This is a genomic window from Lacihabitans sp. LS3-19, assembly GCF_024343575.1.
Taxonomy (GTDB): domain Bacteria; phylum Bacteroidota; class Bacteroidia; order Cytophagales; family Spirosomataceae; genus Leadbetterella.
This window is the reverse complement of the sequence record NZ_RJUA01000130.1, coordinates 199328-217337: the sequence shown is the minus strand read 5'-3', so window position 1 is coordinate 217337 and position 18010 is coordinate 199328. Positions and strand designations below refer to the sequence as shown.

The 18010-nt window shown below is 38.9% G+C and carries 10 protein-coding genes; all 10 read right to left on the bottom strand.

Annotated features, from left to right (window positions below):
* Positions 1-44 precede the first annotated feature (44 nt).
* Positions 45-1217 (bottom strand): DUF1624 domain-containing protein, encoded by a 1173-nt coding sequence (locus tag EGI22_RS23830; RefSeq protein WP_255071220.1) that lies wholly within the window; start codon positions 1215-1217, stop codon positions 45-47.
* A 208-nt stretch (positions 1218-1425) separates the two neighbouring features.
* Positions 1426-3195 carry a DUF885 family protein gene (locus tag EGI22_RS23825; protein WP_255071219.1) on the bottom strand — a complete coding sequence of 590 codons (1770 nt, stop codon included), beginning with the start codon at positions 3193-3195 and terminating at the stop codon, positions 1426-1428.
* Between the two features lie 99 nt (positions 3196-3294).
* Positions 3295-4233 carry an NAD-dependent epimerase/dehydratase family protein gene (locus tag EGI22_RS23820; RefSeq protein WP_255071217.1) on the bottom strand — a complete coding sequence of 313 codons (939 nt, stop codon included), beginning with the start codon at positions 4231-4233 and terminating at the stop codon, positions 3295-3297.
* Positions 4234-4370: 137 nt separating this feature from the next.
* Positions 4371-4877, bottom strand: a complete 507-nt coding sequence (locus EGI22_RS23815; protein WP_255071216.1) for a DUF4440 domain-containing protein — start codon at positions 4875-4877, stop codon at positions 4371-4373.
* Between the two features lie 114 nt (positions 4878-4991).
* Positions 4992-10451, bottom strand: a complete 5460-nt coding sequence (locus EGI22_RS23810; RefSeq protein WP_255071214.1) for a LamG-like jellyroll fold domain-containing protein — start codon at positions 10449-10451, stop codon at positions 4992-4994.
* 27 nt (positions 10452-10478) lie between these two features.
* On the bottom strand, positions 10479-11663 hold the full coding sequence (locus EGI22_RS23805) for a tail fiber domain-containing protein (RefSeq protein WP_255071212.1): 1185 nt from the start codon (positions 11661-11663) through the stop codon (positions 10479-10481).
* Between the two features lie 45 nt (positions 11664-11708).
* Positions 11709-14228 (bottom strand): 3-coathanger stack domain-containing protein, encoded by a 2520-nt coding sequence (locus EGI22_RS23800; protein ID WP_255071211.1) that lies wholly within the window; start codon positions 14226-14228, stop codon positions 11709-11711.
* Between the two features lie 35 nt (positions 14229-14263).
* Complete coding sequence (locus tag EGI22_RS23795; RefSeq protein ID WP_255071210.1) at positions 14264-14599, bottom strand: LytTR family DNA-binding domain-containing protein; 336 nt, start codon at positions 14597-14599, stop codon at positions 14264-14266.
* A gap of 133 nt (positions 14600-14732) precedes the next feature.
* Positions 14733-16487: a helix-turn-helix domain-containing protein gene (locus EGI22_RS23790; RefSeq protein WP_255071209.1), complete on the bottom strand. Its 1755-nt coding sequence runs from the start codon at positions 16485-16487 to the stop codon at positions 14733-14735.
* A gap of 201 nt (positions 16488-16688) precedes the next feature.
* Positions 16689-17981, bottom strand: a complete 1293-nt coding sequence (locus tag EGI22_RS23785; RefSeq protein WP_255071208.1) for an FmdE family protein — start codon at positions 17979-17981, stop codon at positions 16689-16691.
* Between the last annotated feature and the right edge of the window lie 29 nt (positions 17982-18010).

Here is an 18010-nt window from a genome sequence, read left to right as displayed (position 1 = left end):
TATTTAAAAAATTAGAGTATTAGTAAGGGTTTAAAAACTGAGTTTCATAAATAACTCAGCCACCATTTTTCTTTATGGGCTTGTTTGTAGACATCAAATTTTTTGCATAATGGATATAGCAATAGCACAACGCCTATCCAAATCAGGTATACAATAAAGAGGTTAAAACCATAGCCTTGTAAAGCTGGAACCTCTGTCATCCAATCAGTTAAAATCATCGATTCCCAACCAAATCCAGTCAATTGAGCTAAAACCAAAGCAAAAAGATGAATGAGATAGAGGTGTAGGATGTAATAAAAAAATGGAACTCGCCCGAAAACGCTGAAGAAGTTTACGATGCTACCTCTTAGTTTTTCAGTATTTGCTAAAAATAGAAATACCCCTCCCAATGTAGCTAACAGAAACAATAAGGATGGTGGGTATTTGGTGAGTTGCAAAAATGACATGAGGTCCTTTGCTGCTGTGCCAAAATGCTTAAACGGATTGGGGTCTCCATAGATATTGGTCCACCTTAAAACTACAAATAAGACAATGGCAGAAATACCGATGATATTAAACGATTTCTTTCTTTTATCAGGGTCAAAAGTCTTGTTATAAAAAGAACCAAAATAATAGCCCAGTGCCATTACACCAACCCACGGTATCATTGGATAATCAAGATAAAAGGTATACGCATCTGAAATTTTAAAAACCGATTGTTCATGAAGAACAGCCCAAAGGAAGTTTCCTTCAAAACCAATGGAATCAAGGAGATTATGACCAAAAATCAAAAGACAACTAAAAATGAGAATTGTTTTTAAAGGAAGGTGTATCAGCCCAGCCAAAACTACCATGCTTATGCCCAGACACCAGATCACCAAGAACTCCGGACTTCTGAAATAGATATCAAAATACCATGCGAAATTCACAATCGTCATTTCAATGAAAATCAACCAAAGTCCACGTTTTACTAAAAAAATCGACAACTCTTTTTTAGTTTTTCTTTTGCCCGCCATGTAGGCAGAAGTACCCGCCAAAAAACTAAAAGCAGGTGCACAAAAATGGGTAATAAAACGCGTAAAAAATATGGGCAAAGTGCTTTGCGAAGGGTCTGCTGGGTCAAAAATGAAAGCTGAATAATGGAAAAAATCCCGTGCATGGTCAAGAGCCATGATTACCATTACCAAACCTTTTAGAAGGTCTATGGACTCTATTCTGGATTTTGTGATTGTTGTCATTTCAAAATTTGCTTTTTGTTCAAAAATGAATCAATCCAGTCAAATTTTAAGCTGACCGGATTGCCCACTTTAGGGTATGTTATAATTAATTCTTATTTAAGCCGTCTGCTGAACCATCTTGTTTTGCAGGTGGTGGCGTGTCCTTTATCCAAGTCACCTGCCAATTTTCGTATTTCCATGTGTAATAACCTTTCACAAAATGAGACCTCTATTTCCCACCCTCTTTTATCCACGTTCTAACCCGCTGTTCTAAAACGGCAAGCGGCATATCTCCGGCATCAAGAATAATGTTGTGAAATGCTTTAATGTCAAATTCATTACCCAAAGCTTTTTCGGCCTCTTTTCTAAGATTTAGAATGGTAAGTTGCCCTATTTTATAGGATAACGCTTGTGCTGGCATGACCATGTAGCGTTCTATTTCAGCAATCACACTGGCTTCCGACTCAGCTTCATTTTCAAGTGAATAAGCAATGGCTTCTTCACGCGTCCAGCCTTTAGAATGTATTCCAGTATCTACAACCAATCGTATTGCCCGGTGCATTTCCGCACTCAACATGCCAAAATATTGATATGGGTCATCGTACAATCCCAATTCCTTTCCCAGAGATTCAGCATACAAACCCCAACCTTCTATGTAGGCACCGGAACCTGTAAACTTTCTAAATGCTGGAATGCTTTCGTTTTCTGCGGTAAGCATAATTTGATAATGATGTCCAGGGATGGCTTCGTGCAAAAACAAAGCCTCGTCAGAGAATACATTGTAGGAGGTGGCATCTGGTATGGGGACATAAAACACTCCCGGTCTTGAGCCATCAGGATTACCAGGATTGTATTCTGCACTTGCCGATTTTTCACGAAAGGCCTCTGTCCGCTTTACTATAAAAGGCGTTTTAGGCTTTTTGTCAAACAACTTCTCCAGTTGTGGTGCCATGCGTTTTTGAATAGAATCAAAATTGCTTAGTACCTGCTGTGGATCAGTATAGGGCATTAGGTCTTTATTGGTGCGAACGTGGTTAAAGAATTCGAGCAAGCTGCCTTTGAAACCGACTTGTTTTTTAACCATCTCCATTTCTGTCCTGATTCGTGCCACCTCAGATTTTCCCAAATTGAATATAGAATCTGCCGAAAGGCTTGTGGAGGTCATATATTCAATCTGATTTTGGTAGTGTGCCTTACTTGCTGGTAATGGGCCAATACCGGAAGTGGACCGGGCAGCTTTTAAATAATCCGTTTTAAAAAATTCGGCTAATTTTTGATACCTCGGGATAATGTCCTCTTTTACGGCTTTTCGATAGATAGTTCCAATCTCCTTTTTCTCGGCTTCTGTGAATCCCTCGGGCATGTTTTTAACAGGGCTATAAAACAAATGGTCTTCTACCGTACCGCTTGCCATTGCTTCAAATTGCGGAATAATTTTCATTACAATAGATTTCGGATGCACATAACCAAGAGCAATACCTTCCTTCATATTTACCAATGCGGTATCTAACCAAGCGGTGTAATCTTTAAGTCTTTTTGTCCAGTTGTTATAATCTTGGACGGTAACAAAAGGCTGTACACTACTTCCTGAAGCCAACTGTGCTATATACAGATTAACCGAATTTAATTGGTCTATCGGTAGATACTTCACAAAATCATGATTTGCCGCAAGTTTGTTTTTGGCGTACCAAACCATAACATCGTAATTATGCTGGTCTGATTCGTTGAGTTTTGTCCTATCATACTGCTGAATTTTATCGAGGTGTGCTTGATAATGAGCTACTTCTTTAGCTCTAAACTCATCCGTAAGGTTATTGGGTAGTGTATCCAAATACCTGTTGATACCATAGAAATTTCCGAAGAGTGGATTTAAGGCCAAACTGCCTTCATAAAAACTGTCGTAAACCTCAGAAATAGGCGGAAGAGATGCATTTTTGTTTTTGTCGGCACAACTTGTAAATGTGAGTGCAAAAGCGAGTAATATGAGTAGTTGTTTCATGCTTTTTTGTTTTTAAGTTTTAAAATACAGACCTATTTAGCATCGTGTCGGGTCTTTCGACCCGAAAAAAAATGTAAGGTACATGCACCCTGGTAAACATCAACTATTATAAGCCTCCAACGAGGCCTTTGCCGGCTTGAACTCCATACCTAAATCTGACATTGCCAAGGCACAATTATACACGATGACAGGTTTTTCGATTGGTTCTTTGTCGTTGAGCATGAGCGTTAGGTCAGATATGCGGTAGTTTTCGCTGGATAACAGGTAGTTTTTGCCTTGTGTGTTTTTGGTATTTACGACTTTGTAAATGGCTTCTGCCACGTCTTCAACATCTACCAAAGCCCAAGAAATATCCATGTCGTAAAGCATTTGGATGAAAGGGTTGGGGGCAATTTTGTTCTTGAACAAAAACTGAATGCCCGTAGAGGTAGAATCCTGCCTGTTTGAAAGCGACTTTCCCATTACGCCTACTGGAGAAACGGTGGTGATCTCGAAGCCCAAGTTGGGGTTAGCTCCCATAAAATCATTTACAACTTGATTTGCCATAAACTTAGCTTGTGCGTAAGGATGACTTTCTGGGCTGGAATATGGTGCATCTGCTTCGGTGATTTGGTCGCCTTCTTTTTTTCCTTTTGGCAACATCGGGAAATCGGTATTGTAAGCCGCCACGGAAGCAATAAAAACCACTTGTTCTATTCCATCAGTTTGCTTTGCCAGCTCCATAAAGTTCTTTGTGCCTTCGATGGTTGGGTCAAAAAGCTCTGTTTTTGGGTCTTTTACATCTAACTGAAAAGGCGTACCGCCATGTATTACGATTTGGCAACCTTTCAAAAAATCGCCCAAAGAAGCCTTGTCTTCTACATTCATCTGCACGAGTTCCAAGTTTTCTGCATTGGGCAATGCTGCCAAGTGAGCGTACTTCTCTTTGTTAGTGAGGTCTGTTGCAGATACTTTTACTTTGTATCCATTCTCTAAAAATTTCTTGGTGTTATAGCTTCCTATGAAGCCCGCACCGCCGATGATTCCTACTGTTTTCATGGTATTTATTGATTTTGTTTGAGCAAAATTTCTTTGAATTTGATTTATAAAAGCCACCCCCTAAAAGAAGACGGCTTTCAACATTTTCTAAACTAAATTGTCTTTTAGTAATGACCTTTAAGAATAAGCCTATTAGCTTACTTTATCGGTGCATCGTTGTTATAAATGTCTCTGAACACCAAGTATTCGCCATTTACTTTTTTCCAAATAGCCATGTATTTGCCTTTGGAAATTACTTCTCCTTTCGCATTTTTATTGGTTGAAACTCCTATTTCGGTTATTAAGTCTTCATTTCCAAAGACTTCGGTAACGTCAAAAGTGGTAACGTTGCCTTCCACTCTTTTGGCTGCACTTATCTCCACATCCTTGCGGATGGCTTCTTTACCTACCAAAGTTTTTTGGTCATTGCCCATACTTATGGCATCATCTGTATATAATGCAATAAGGGCTTCCACATCTCCGGCGGTTTGTGCCACGGCAAAGGTGTTTTCTCTTTCTTGGATTTTGGATTTTACAGCTCCCATATCTGGAGCCACATCTGCAACCACTTGGGTGTCGGCAGTTTTCGTTTCTGAGCAACTACTAAAACTTAAGCTTGTTGCCAATACTGCAATTGCGAATAAATACGAGTTTCTTTTTTTCATGATTATAAAATTTATTTTTTTTGCCTACTCTTCTGATATTTTCAGAACGGTTTTCGGCATCCCCGCTTTTGTTGCTATTATGTTATTGACTTAATTTAAAAATCCCTCCTGTTTTCACAGCTTCTCCGCATTATAAATTGCTTGTATTTCGGCATCCGTTAGTGCACGGTTATAAACCCGAACATCGTCCATGGCTCCATTAAAATACCACCTATTAAATGTTGAATGCCCGCCGAGGTATAAATCAGGATAGAAAACCGATGGGTTTGGATAAGCTGTTTCGCCTTCTTTTACGGCATTCAGGTAGATTTTCATCGTGCCGTTTGCTCTTGTTGCTACCACATGAACCCACACATTAGCTAAAAAGTCGATGGTGGTAGCTTTAGAAAGACGACCTATATTCTCCACGTTGTCAAACATGTAGAACTGAAACTTATTATTTTCTACACTGCTCAGGTCTGGCTTTCCAATCATGTCGGTAAATCCACCGTCGGTTGTTCTTATAATCAATGAATAGAAGTCTGCCGCTCCGTAGTTTTGGTTGGGTTTAAACCAAAGAGAGTACGTGACACTATTTAAAGGTTGGGTTGCGGCGTTGTACAAATTCGGAATTCTTACGAAATCGTTATTTCCGTCGAAATTGAGAGCTTTTTGGGCTGCCCCAAACTTATCTGCGGTGAGCGTTGCACCGTCAATGATCCCGTTAATTCCATTTCCTGTTTCGTCATTGGCATTGCCATTGAAAGGATAGAACGCCACCAAACCCGGTATATCTACGTTTTGGCAACCACCAATTTGGGCTATAAAAGTACTGCCGTTGTTTGCCTCAAAACCTTGATTAAGCGTTACCGACTTACCCGCTTTGTAAATTACTCGTGCCGGATCAATAATTTTATTGGTAGCCGAAATTATGGTGTTTGCAATTTGGGTGGAGTTGACTGCAAAATCTAAAGTAAGACTAAGCGTTGCTGCTGAATTTGCCACAACAACCTCAGGCGTGGGTAGGCGGTTGCCCATTGCACAAACATTCGAGCATTCCAAATAATACGTACTTGTGGATGATGGGCTTTGAACAAAACTCGTTCCCGTTCCAAGAGCTGTTCCTCCGTTAGCTTGTGAGTACCAGGTTGGAAGCCCAACGGCACAATTCGCCGATAACGTAATATTTGCCGGCAGACATATTTCCTTTGAACTGACCGAAATAGTCGTTGGGTCGGAAGCCATTCCGCCTTGCAACTCGTACGCACCAATATCTACTACTGTTCCTGCAAATGGACGGGGATTTCCATCTAAGTCTGTTGCCGAAATTCCAGCACTTGTTCCGCTATTTGCCGCCAAAGATCCGCAAGGCAAATGCAAATCAGTGGTGGACACGAAAGGAGAAGTATCAGAAATGACGTTGTTTGAACCCGTGAAGTTTATTACGCTACTTTGAAAGAAACTATGGTTAGCGGTTGTAGCCGATACTCCCCCTGACGTTTCGTTAAAAAGCGTTTTGTTTCCTCCATTATTATAAAAGGCACAGTTTACTAATGAAGTATTTACCGCACTTCCGACTACTTCCGCTAAATTGTAAATACCATGATTGGGTGATGTATTTCCAGAAAAACTACAGTTGGTAAGGTTTACATTTTGGGTAGTTCCCGAAGCGAAAAAAGCATAATTAAATAATATAGAACCCGAATTAGTGACAACACTGTTACCCACAAAGACAGAATTGGAAATATTAATGGTTTGAGCAGTGCCCGAATTGGACAAGTTATACATAGCTCCACCGTGTGATGATGCTCTATTCCGTAAAAAACTACAATTTTCGACAGTGGGTTGGCCTAAAGAATTGGCGATTCCTCCTCCACGAAAATCAGTATGATTATCAGTAATTTTACAATTAGCAATAACCGCACTACTATTCTGCAATAAAATGCCCCCACCCAATGATGAAGCGACCGTATTATTTCCCCCAGAAATACCGAAACCATCTAAGCGAGTAGTGTTGGTAACGTTATTTAAGCGAACAACTACATAACTGTTCTCTGCATTATTAGTAAAGTTTGCTCCATCGTTACCATTTAAATCACCACTCATTATAGTACTATTTATTGTATGAATTAGGTTGTAATTTCTATCACTTAATTGTACTTCAGTACCCGAAAAACCACCGTAAACTTTGAGGTTATTCCTGATATTAAATGATAAATTTCTATCGCCATTTGCAGCAGCTGGTTTATAAATACCTTTGGCAACCCATATTTCAGTAACCGATGGACAGGATAAATTCAATGCCGACTGTAAAACAGTGAAGGCTTCCGTCCAAGATGCTCCATTATTAGCTCCCGTTGCGTTTTTATTGACGTACAGGCGGGTAGGATTGATAGTAATTATAGCAGGTGCAGACACCGAACAGGTTCCGTTCTCTGTAAAAGCCCGATACTGAGTTGTTTGGTTAATATTGCTGTAACTGAGGCTGGCACTTGTATTAGCTATATCAGTTACGTTATCAAAATTATCCACTGAAGACTCCCACCTTACAATATTACCGGAATATCCGCTCAAAGTAAGTGTTCCTGAATTTGTAGGAGAGCAAAAATTTGAAATAGGTCCGGTAATACCCGAAATTGATGGAAATCCCTGAAATTCATATGCTCCTATATCTACCTTAGTTCCAGCAAAAGGTCGGGAATTCCCTTCTACATCGGTAGATAAAACTCCCACATCAGTACCTCTATTAACCGCAAGTGTACTGCAATTTAAATGCAAGTCAGTTGCCGATACGAAAGGAGAAGTATCAGAAATAATGTTGTTTGACCCAGTGAAGTTGGCTACGCTACTTTGAAAGAAACAATAGTTAGCGGTTGTGGTTGATGTTCCTCCTGACGTTTCGTTAAAAATCGTTTTGTTTCCTCCATTATTAAAAAATGCACAGTTTTTTAATGAAGTATTTATCGCACTTCCGGCTATTTCCGCTGCATTGTAGATGCCATGATTAGGTGAGGTATTTCCAGAAAAACTACAGTTGGTAAGGTTTACATTTTGGGTAGTTCCCGAAGTGGAAATAGCATAATTAAATAATATAGAACCCGAATTGTTGACAACACTGTTACCCACAAAGACAGAATTGGAAATATTAATGGTTTGAGCAGTGCCCGAATTAGATAAATTAAACAAAGCTCCACCGTGTGATGATGCTCTATTCCGTAAAAAACTACAATTTTCAATAGTGGGTTGGCCTAAAGAATTGGCGATTCCTCCTCCAAGATAATCAGTATGATTATCAGTAATGTTACAATTAGCAATAACCGCACTACTATTCTGCAATAAAATGCCCCCACCGGATGACCAAGCGACCGTATTATTACCACCAGAAATACAAAAACCATCTAAACGAGTAGTGTTGGTAGCGTTTGTCATGCGTACAACTACATAACTGTTCTCTATATTATTAGCAAAATTTGCTCCGTCATTACCATTTAGGTCGCCGCTTAATATGGTACTATTTGTAGTATGAATCAGGCTATAATTCCTATCGGTCAACAATAACTCAGTTCCTGCAAAACCGCCGTAAACTTTGAAGTTATCTTTGATGATAAATGAGAGATTCCTGTCACCATTAGCAATTGTAGGTTTATAAGTACCTTTAGCTACCCATATTTCTATTCCTGCAGGGCACGAGAAATTCAAAGCCGACTGTAAATCTGTGAAAGCATTAAGCCAAGAGGTACCATCATTTAAGCCCGTGGCATTTTTATTGACGTAAATGCGGGTGTTATTGATAAGAACTGTGGCGGGTTGTGAAAAGCGTGAGCACGCCCCTTGCTGCACAACTGCCCGATACTTTGTTGTGGTAGATACGTTATCATATGTCAGGGTTGTACTTGTATTGGCAATGGTAGTTGCCGTAGAAAAATTATCAATTGAAGACTCCCATCGAATAATTGAACCCGCATAATTCACCAATGAAAGTGTACCTGAATTCGTAGTATTACAATAAAAGCGATCTGAATTGACAAGCCCGCCATTTATAATCAATACATCTACTTTTTTTCTTCTACTCGTACACCCGTCAAAAGTACAGCTAACGTAATAACTTTTATTTTCTGTTAATGCTGGCGTGGTGTAGGTACTATTAGTCGATAAGGAAGTGCCTCCGGTTGCTGCATCGTACCAGTTATAAACTCCGCTGCATCCACTTGCGGTAATCGTCACAGTTTCTCCCTGACATATCACTTGACTCGCACTGGCAACAGCAGGTTGCTTTATTCTTGAACCGGAAAGACAAGTTGCCGCATTAACTTCCGCCAGTATTTTTGCAGATGGTAAAGGCCCAAAACCGTTTGCTAAGTTTATTCCTATAGAGGCATTTTCATGACAATAACTCATTATTGTACCTCCGTTAGTAGGGGCTGGGCCAGGAGTACAAGGTCCGTCGTCAACAGAGCTACAATTATCAATGGGCCCGATATTAGTCCCATCAGACCAAGTACAAGAATGCGTATGGCGTAACCCAAAATTGTGTCCGAGTTCGTGGGCAATTACCCCTACATTCCAAGAGTAGGTAGGAATATTCACCACGCTGTTGGTCAATGATCCACTAAATGCTTTGGCTAAACTTTTGTCACAATTACTAAAAACAGCACGTGAGGTCATTCCATTAAAAACAGATTGACCAAAACCTATCAACGCCGAACCACCGGTTGAGGAGGTAGAAACTAAGTGAGCCAAATCTCCTGAGAAGTCATTACCTTTATCATTAAGATAGCTACGAAAGGAATATAAATTTGAAGATGCAGATAGATATAAACTATAAGGTTGTTGGGTGTCCCAAACCTTTAATTCAGAAATAACGACATTAACCCCAACATTTGAATATAAAAGAGAGACATTATTGAAGATACCAGTTATTGTGTTCACCACCGTTTGGACATTGCTGCCCCAATCAGTGTATGTTCTAAAATCTGCTTCAAAATAGATTTCAATTGCTTTACAATCGGTTGTCAGGTTAGTTTGCGGACCTCCGCCTTGGTTTACAGATTCCTTTATCTGCTCTTCAACTGTACCGCTACAAATAGAATTAGTAAAAGGTATATCTGCGGTATTGTACACAACGTGGAGTTTTTCCGTAGAGTTTTTCAATCTCCCAATCGTCAGGTTTATCTTATCATCCGTTATCAAGCCCTCAATGGCATCTTTGGTAATCGCGATGGCAACGGCAGAGGTTGGTACGCCCTTTATTTTCCCGTGGTAAAAATGAGGTAAATCCACCGCAGCAACGCTACCGTTGGAAGTGGTTACTTTAAAATCTGGTGATAATATGTTTGCCGGTTCAAGCTCAATTTCTATGCTTCCTTTCGAGAGCGGAATTTGCATCGTAAAACTACCTTTCACATTAAACAACTGTTCACCTTTCGTTTCGTCAAGTACGAGTAATTGTCCGCTCGGTACGGTTGCCAAGCTATTACGTACTTCAGAAGAAGTAACATTTCTGATGTCCAGTCGCTGAAAAACATTTTCAGTTTGGGCGAACGCAGTAAACCCTATCAATAAATTGATACTTAAAATCAGGAGTAGTTTTTTCATAGAAATCATTCGTTTAATAAATAATGTTTAGTTCATCAATTTCGCTTCTAATTGCTCGAGTCTTCTTTTTATATCGGCGGTTTCATCAACTTGCTTTTTCAAGTCTTCAATCTGCTTTTGTTGTTCCTGAATGGCATTCACGAGTGGCATTACAAAATCAGAATACGCAAGCGAAAGCATCCCATCATCAGATTTTTTCAGACCGCTAAACGGGATGCCTAAATCTGTCATTAGCATCTCAATATCCTGAGCGATAAAACCATCGTATCGGGTTTTGTTTTTATCTGCAATGTAGTTGTAAGAAACTGTTTGTAAGCTATTTACAAAATTTAAACCTAATCTATTGGTGTAAATAATGTTTTCTTTTAAACGCCGATCAGAAGGATTGCTCCAAGCCACTTGCCCCTCTATAACAGTCACATTTGCGTTTCCGATTCTTACTTTATCGCTGGCGTCTACTTTGGTGTTAAAACCTAAAGCCATTGAGTTTGTAAAGTTTTCGATAGTAGCATCGGCGGCAAAACCAAGGAAAGTATTACCCGTTCCACTTTTGATTGTAAAACCAGCCGAATTACCCACAGCAGTATTTAAATTCCCTAGTGAGTCATTTTGAAGTGCGAAAGCTCCCACTGCGGTATTTGATCCCGCAATAGTTTTTTGAAGTGCAAAACTACCTATACCTGTATTATAATTACCCTCTTTATTACCTCTAACGGCCCAGTTTCCGAGGGCAACGTTAAAGGCTCCTGTTGTGTTGTCGAAAAGTGTTGTATTCCCAATTGACGTATTTCTCCAACCCGATGTGTTATTAATCAAGGATAAATTCCCAACTGCTGTGTTATGAGTGCCGTCGACATTAGCATTAAGGGAGGCGTAACCCACAGCGGTATTAGTAACACCAGTTACATTTTTTTGAAGGGTCAAATCTCCCAAAGCTGTATTTTGGAAACCCGATATGTTTGCAAAAAGCGATGAATCTCCAACGGCAGTATTGCTACTCCCATCTCTTATATTAACTGCACTGTTGTAAATAGTATTTTTTAAGGCATTCGAGCCAAGTGCAAGGTTAGCTCCTTCAGCTGTAGAATTTGAACTTCCCTGTAGGCCTTTGGGGGTGATGGTAATTGAACCGTTGGCGGTGCCGTTGGATGATATTTGGGCCTGAGCAATTCCTGCAACCAAGAGTAAGGCTAAAATGTAAATCTTTTTCATAGTAAAGTTGAATTTTTGAGTTAATGAATGAACAGCACACTTTTTTCAATTCGCACAACCTCCAATCTTCGCCAAGAAATTACTCCCGCTTTTCGCCTCAAAGCCGGGATTAAACAAAAGTGAATTTCCTGCCTTATAGGTTACTCGTGAAGGGTCAATGATTTTGTTGGTTGCAGTGAGGGTGGTATTGGCTATCTGTAAAGCATTGAAGCTTAAATCAGAAGTTAAATTTAAAGTAGGAAAGGGTGTGGTTACAAATATTTCGCCTGTTCCTATACGATCTCGATTATAAAAGTTGGCTACACAGCCAAGGTAGTAATTAGTATTAGAAGCAGGGGTAACATTAAAGGTTGAACCTGTACCAAGTTCTAACCCGCCCGTTGGGTCGTCATACCAAGTTGGCACCCCCACCGGACAGTTGCCAGTTAATTGAACAGGTGTTCCTGCACATATTTCTTTAGTACTTGCCGACACATTAGTTGGCGGCGGCGGAGTTGCAAAGTTTACGGTCGCAAAAATACTTGATCTGATTTTTGGCTCGCACTCAGCAAATGTAACGAACTCAATATTGGGGTAAGACATGGGACTATTGGCAAACCTGCGTGCCACATTGACATCGTAGACTGTGGTTTTACATCCCCCATTAGGTGGAATTGCAGTTATTAAGCCAAGCTTGGTGATATTCTCGCCAAAAGGTGAAGACCCAGTGCCAGCAGTACTTGATATGAATACATCGCTCATAACGGATTCATTCACAAAGCCAAAGCCATAATCTCTTACTTCAGCGGAATTATTACATATTTTAACCTTAAAATTACCTGCATTACCTAATGAAACATTCGACACGGTAATGTTAGGAAGCGAACTTCCGTTTATTTCTAATTTAGGTAGGTCTCGTTGAATTCCTCCCTCGTAAGGGCAGGAGGTTCTCGAACCCAATGAATCTAACAAAAATATGGGTGTCCCGTAAGTTGGGTCTTTCACTACCTTAACCGTGAATTGGTCTCCTCCATCGTCATCTTGTAAGTTGTAAGACACCGTAACATCCGAACTTGAATTAACATTTACTGACTGCCCCATGGTACGTCTGGTCTTGAACTCAAAGCCACCTTCAACACCAGAACCACCGAATTTAGCCACGAAACTTGCCCCAAAACTCCCTTCAATGAAATTACTGACTTCAATGGTTTCTGAATTGGAGATTGTCCTTGACGTAGAGAGCGGATTTGGCCCTTGCCCTCCCGTAAAAATTACTCCATTGCCGTTAAGTCCGCCGGCAATTACTTCATTACTAGGATTATTGATATTCAAACTATCATTGCGTAATACCTGCCGCCAAACATCTACCTGAGCCAGGGCTTGAAACTTTACACCATTATCGGTTGCAGTATCCGCAATCAACTGTTTTTCCTGCATATCCCTCAGGATATCAGCTTTTGTGTAGTAAAAATCTACCGCCGAATTTGGCACAGATGCAAAAATCAAGGCGGAGTCTTTAACGACCGAAATGTTAGGACCCGGTTTTATCTTAACTACGGGAAATAAGCCGTAGGCAATTTCGGAAGAATACCCCATGTAAATCGAGCCTTCATTGGCAGGCGATCCTGGTTGTGTTGAAATAGAACGTTGAACAGTGAGGCAGCTTTGACTACCATTAGAACTTACAGTAGATGCACCTGCACCAACACCGCCAGAAATACTCGCCGAAAACTCAAAATTTGTTGTGACAAATAAACCCGCCGAACCCGCAATTCCTAAGGTTAGTTTCAGGTTCGCACTCGTAGATTCGTCGTTAGCTAACGACTGACTGATTTCACGACAAGTATTCGTGGATGTCTGAAAAGTGGTAGAACTCATATCTCCGGGAGGATTATGTAGTATCATATGTGGTACCGCCGGCTCCCTGAAGGTGCCTAACCGAGTTACGGCATTCGGTGCTGATAAATTAATACTCACCCCTTCAACTACATAAGGCAGAACGATGGTATGGTAGGTCGAGAGGTCTATTTGAGATCCATTTCCAAGGTCAAAAACTCTGTTTATTTTAAAACCGAAAACCAACCAAGCTTGTGTTCTACCTACAGGAAATATAAATTCTCCGCTGTAAACGACCAATCGTCTTCCATTAGCTAAATTAAGCCCAGTACCTTTATTTACAGTAATGTATTCATCATAAGCATAACCTTGTTCATTCTTGCCAATTCCTCCATTTATAACAGCATTGTCTTCGTTTGCACCATTTATATAATATTTCCATCCTTCTACTACTGGAATATCAAAGTATATATTAACTCTTTGAGTTTGTCCTGCTGTTGCTTTAAGTAATTTTTCAGTAGGTGTAGTGGCAAAAGCCTGTCCTATAGCTCCCGCATTGGTTATGATATCATTCCCGTCTGTTGCCGTACCTGTATGAGATCCAGTTTGGCCTAAATTCCCGCCAATACTTTCAATTAGTACTCTGTCTGGTCCCCTAAAGAATAAATCTGGAAGAAGTATTTCCATTTGTGCAAAACCCGAATTTGCCAAAAACAAAGTAATCAGAAGTGCGTAAAAATATCTTTTCATATCAATAAAATTAAAAGGTTTTTAAAAAGCTGAAATCAAGCATTAACACATGCTTCAAAAGCAGCCATTCTTCTGCGTGAAATCATTACTATATTCTGGTGCTTATGCGAAGGTTTAAGAGCCTTGTCTTTATGGCAGCACACTTTAAACTTATTCAAATGATCCAGGTTAATAATTATTGAGCGATTAACTCTAAAAAAAGAAAGATGAGTAAGGCGTTTTTCGATTGTGCCTAAATTAGTTGCAGTACAAATTTTGGAGCCATCATCAAGATGTACAATGGTGTAATTAACATCGGCAACAAGTTTTAATATTTCTCTTGGCAAAATATTTTTCCTGCTGCCAATGTGGACTAAGGTTTCTGTTTTCATGGTAATAAAATTTATACCACAAAACTAACATTTAGCTCATTTAAGGCTTGTTCGTATTGTTTCAGAAACTTAGTCTATTGTTCCAAAAGTTTAGTCTATTGTTTCAAAAGGCTTTTCTGAGGTAGAATCGGTGCTAAAAAACGCTAGGTTTGGTTACTTTATCAATAGCTTCGAAAAAGTGTTGAAATTGGGGATGAAGCTTAAAAATCTTGGCTTTTCGGTAAGCTTTATGAATAAACAAAATACGACTTTCATGGGTATCGAGAGCTTCTTGAAAATATTGCTGGCCTTTGTCCAAATTACCCAAAGCCACATTTAAATGTCCCAAATCAAACTTAGAAACTGGAAATTTATCAATATTGGTTACTATTATGCCCTCAATTTCTTTTGCTTTTTTGGCATCTCCCAAAAAATTACAGATATGTGCCAAAAGAGCATAATTCATACTGCTAGGATACAATTCAACTGCCTTCTGAGCAAAACCGATAGCCTCATCCAAGCTAAATCTTTCTAATAAACAAAGTGCCTTCAAATGCTGCCCTCCCCAAAAGTGAGGTTTCATAGCTAGTAATTTATCAGCAATGTTTTCGGCATTTTCAAAATCACCTTGATGCCAGTAACACCAACTTAATGTCATCTGAAGAATTCCTGAGAATGGATCTTTTTCAATGGCCTTTTTCAAATTTAAAATTGCCTTATCATGCTGCTCTAGCAAAGTTAAACACAATGCATATTGCATGAGAGCGTCAACAGAAGTCGGAATATCAATAATAACTCGTTCAAATAATTCTTTTGCTGAAAGCAAATCCCACTCGTACCACGTTTTCAAATGTCCTTTTTGAATCAACAAATTTGCATTTTCGGCATCAATACTAGAAGCTTTTGTCAATGCCATTCTTGCTTTTTCTACACTATCAACTGGAGCCACTTGTGAGAAAAACCAGAGATAAATGTAGCAAGAGGCTAAATGTGCATGACATTCCAAATAATTGGGCTCCAGCAACAAAGCTTTTTCAAAATAACTTATTGCCATTTTGAAAGTTTCTGTATTGGAAAACTTATTTACATAAAAAAGACCATGCAAATAAAGTTGATAAGCCTCAGGATTTATTGTGTCTCTTTTTTGTAATACAATTTCTTTTTCACCTAGCAATTCCACTTTTATTTCCTCCAAAATTGCCAATGAGATTTCGTCTTGTATCTCGAAAATATCCCTCAACTCGCAATCATATTTCTTTGACCATAAATGAAAACCACTCTGAACCTCTATCAGCTGAGCAGTTATTCTCAGTATACTGCCAGACCTCCTTACACTACCTTCAAGCAGATAATTCACATTCAACAAAGAACCAATTTGGCGTAAATCATAGTTTTTGTTTTTAAATGAAAATGCTGAAGTTCGCCCTGCGACTTTCAGGGAGCTTATTTGAGCTAAGACATTGATAATTTCCTCTGTAATACCATCACTAAAGTACTCTTGCTCAGTATCATTGCTCATATTCACAAAAGGCAGTACAGCGATAGATTTCTGTAGAGTTTCAGTAGCAGCTGGCAAAACGATGTTTTTCCTAAATTCAGTTGGATTGGTGCCGTATTCTTCTGTGAAATACTTTGTGAAATTCTGATGGGTATTTATGCCGACGGCATCTGCAATTTCCGAAATCCGCATTTCAGTATTCATCAGCATTACTTTGGCTCTTTCTATTCGTTTTTTACGGATAAAAAGACTAAAAGAAAACTGCGTATTTTGTTTCAGAACTCTGTGCAACTTAGTTCTGCTAACTCCTAGCTCCTGACAGATAAAATCTGACGAAAGATGCTCATTTTCAAGATTACTGTCTATCAGTATCTCAAGTTTTTTATAAAGGGCGTTTTCTGGGCTAAACAATTTTTTCTGATAAAGTATCAGTAAATTTAGCGAATTTGTGCTTAGAATCAATGTTATTGAAAAAAAACCTTAACACAAAACGCTGCTAATTGAACATTTTCAATATTATTTAGCCATAAATGTTAAAATTACGAAAATAAACACACCGAAGCTTATTCCATAAAGGCTTTTGTTTTTCTAACTAAGATTAAATCTAAATTTTTATTCTCCACATTTTATCATATTTTTATTCAATACATCAGTTTTCACAAAAGTCTTTTTCAGAGGTGATTTCCAGTTAAAATCACTCACTTCAATTATCTCAAACAATTCAATAGCCTTTCCGTTTTGCAGGTCTTTTGAATATTGATTTTCAATACTTTGCAGATTATCTAAATCACAAGCCGAAAGTTCATTTTTCACTGCCTTTGCCCCCATTTGGTCAATCAACGCCGGTTTTATCCCTTGTTTCCTTTTTACTAAAACCGTTTTACCATTGTCAATTCTTTGGACTATAAACATTCCATCAATGTTATTGTCAACATACATTGTATTGAACTGGTATCGACCACCTGTTAAATATGCTGCAACATCCGTCAAGCAAGGAGAGGATTTACTAACTATTCTGGTATTGGTTCTATCAAAAGCTTGCCCAACATAAAGGTTTTCTAAAGCAAGATTTAGGGCCATATAACCTTCGACCAAGCCATCACAAAGATGCCCATGCATTTTTTGAACATCATCCAAGGTCACGTTTTGAATATGCCCGAGTCTACCTTTCGAAAAATCAGTATCGTTAACTGCGGACTTAGGAAATTGATTTTCTGATGGCAATAATATTATTAATTCAGTAAGAGGAACTGATATTTTATCCAAATGTGCCATATTGGTTTCATCATCACTTAAAAAATGTACATGAACAAAACTATTTTTAGAAGTAAAAACACCTTGATGAACCTCTGAATAAAAACCCAAAAGCTCTCCTTTTTGATTGAAATTCGTAAAATTCGCTTGCTTTTTCCCGGTTTGAAATCCTTGTATTTCTTCACTTCTTGGCATTACAATATGCGTAGTCATTTCATCAAAAACTCCTCGAATCCTGAATGGAAAAGGCTTTTTCAAATCAAAACCATATTTTGAGGCAGTTTCAGCAACCAATTTTTGCACCTCATCCACAGAACTTAAACTTGCTGAAACCTTTATCTCTTGCCAGTTATCCACATTGGCATATACAAAAAACGGCGAAACAATATTCCAGTTTGCCGATACGATTCCCTCCCCATTTTCATTTACAGAACTATAAAATGGCTTTCCGTCAAAAACCGTAATTTCGCCTCGCATGCGATCATAAGGTCCCATAGCAAACAGATGTTTTTTATTGGATATAGTGTCAAGTTTGATGTGAGGAGCAAAATTCTCCTTTCCCATTTCTGTCATTGAACCAATACTTTTAACACTTTGAGAAAAACTTAGGATAGGTACAAAAAACAAGAGTATCTTAAAAATTAACTTCATATTTGATTTTTTCATTAAAAACAAAAGTA

Excerpts from the sequence above, each read along its gene's own strand:
- EGI22_RS23825 (WP_255071219.1), bottom strand. The coding sequence starts at position 3,195 with ATGAAACAACTACTCATATTACTCGCTTTTGCACTCACATTTACAAGT.
- EGI22_RS23815 (WP_255071216.1), bottom strand. The coding sequence starts at position 4,877 with ATGAAAAAAAGAAACTCGTATTTATTCGCAATTGCAGTATTGGCAACA.
- EGI22_RS23810 (WP_255071214.1), bottom strand. The coding sequence starts at position 10,451 with ATGAAAAAACTACTCCTGATTTTAAGTATCAATTTATTGATAGGGTTT.
- EGI22_RS23830 (WP_255071220.1), bottom strand. The coding sequence starts at position 1,217 with ATGACAACAATCACAAAATCCAGAATAGAGTCCATAGACCTTCTAAAA.
- EGI22_RS23785 (WP_255071208.1), bottom strand. The coding sequence starts at position 17,981 with ATGAAGTTAATTTTTAAGATACTCTTGTTTTTTGTACCTATCCTAAGT.
- EGI22_RS23820 (WP_255071217.1), bottom strand. The coding sequence starts at position 4,233 with ATGAAAACAGTAGGAATCATCGGCGGTGCGGGCTTCATAGGAAGCTAT.
- EGI22_RS23795 (WP_255071210.1), bottom strand. The coding sequence starts at position 14,599 with ATGAAAACAGAAACCTTAGTCCACATTGGCAGCAGGAAAAATATTTTG.
- EGI22_RS23805 (WP_255071212.1), bottom strand. The coding sequence starts at position 11,663 with ATGAAAAAGATTTACATTTTAGCCTTACTCTTGGTTGCAGGAATTGCT.
- EGI22_RS23800 (WP_255071211.1), bottom strand. The coding sequence starts at position 14,228 with ATGAAAAGATATTTTTACGCACTTCTGATTACTTTGTTTTTGGCAAAT.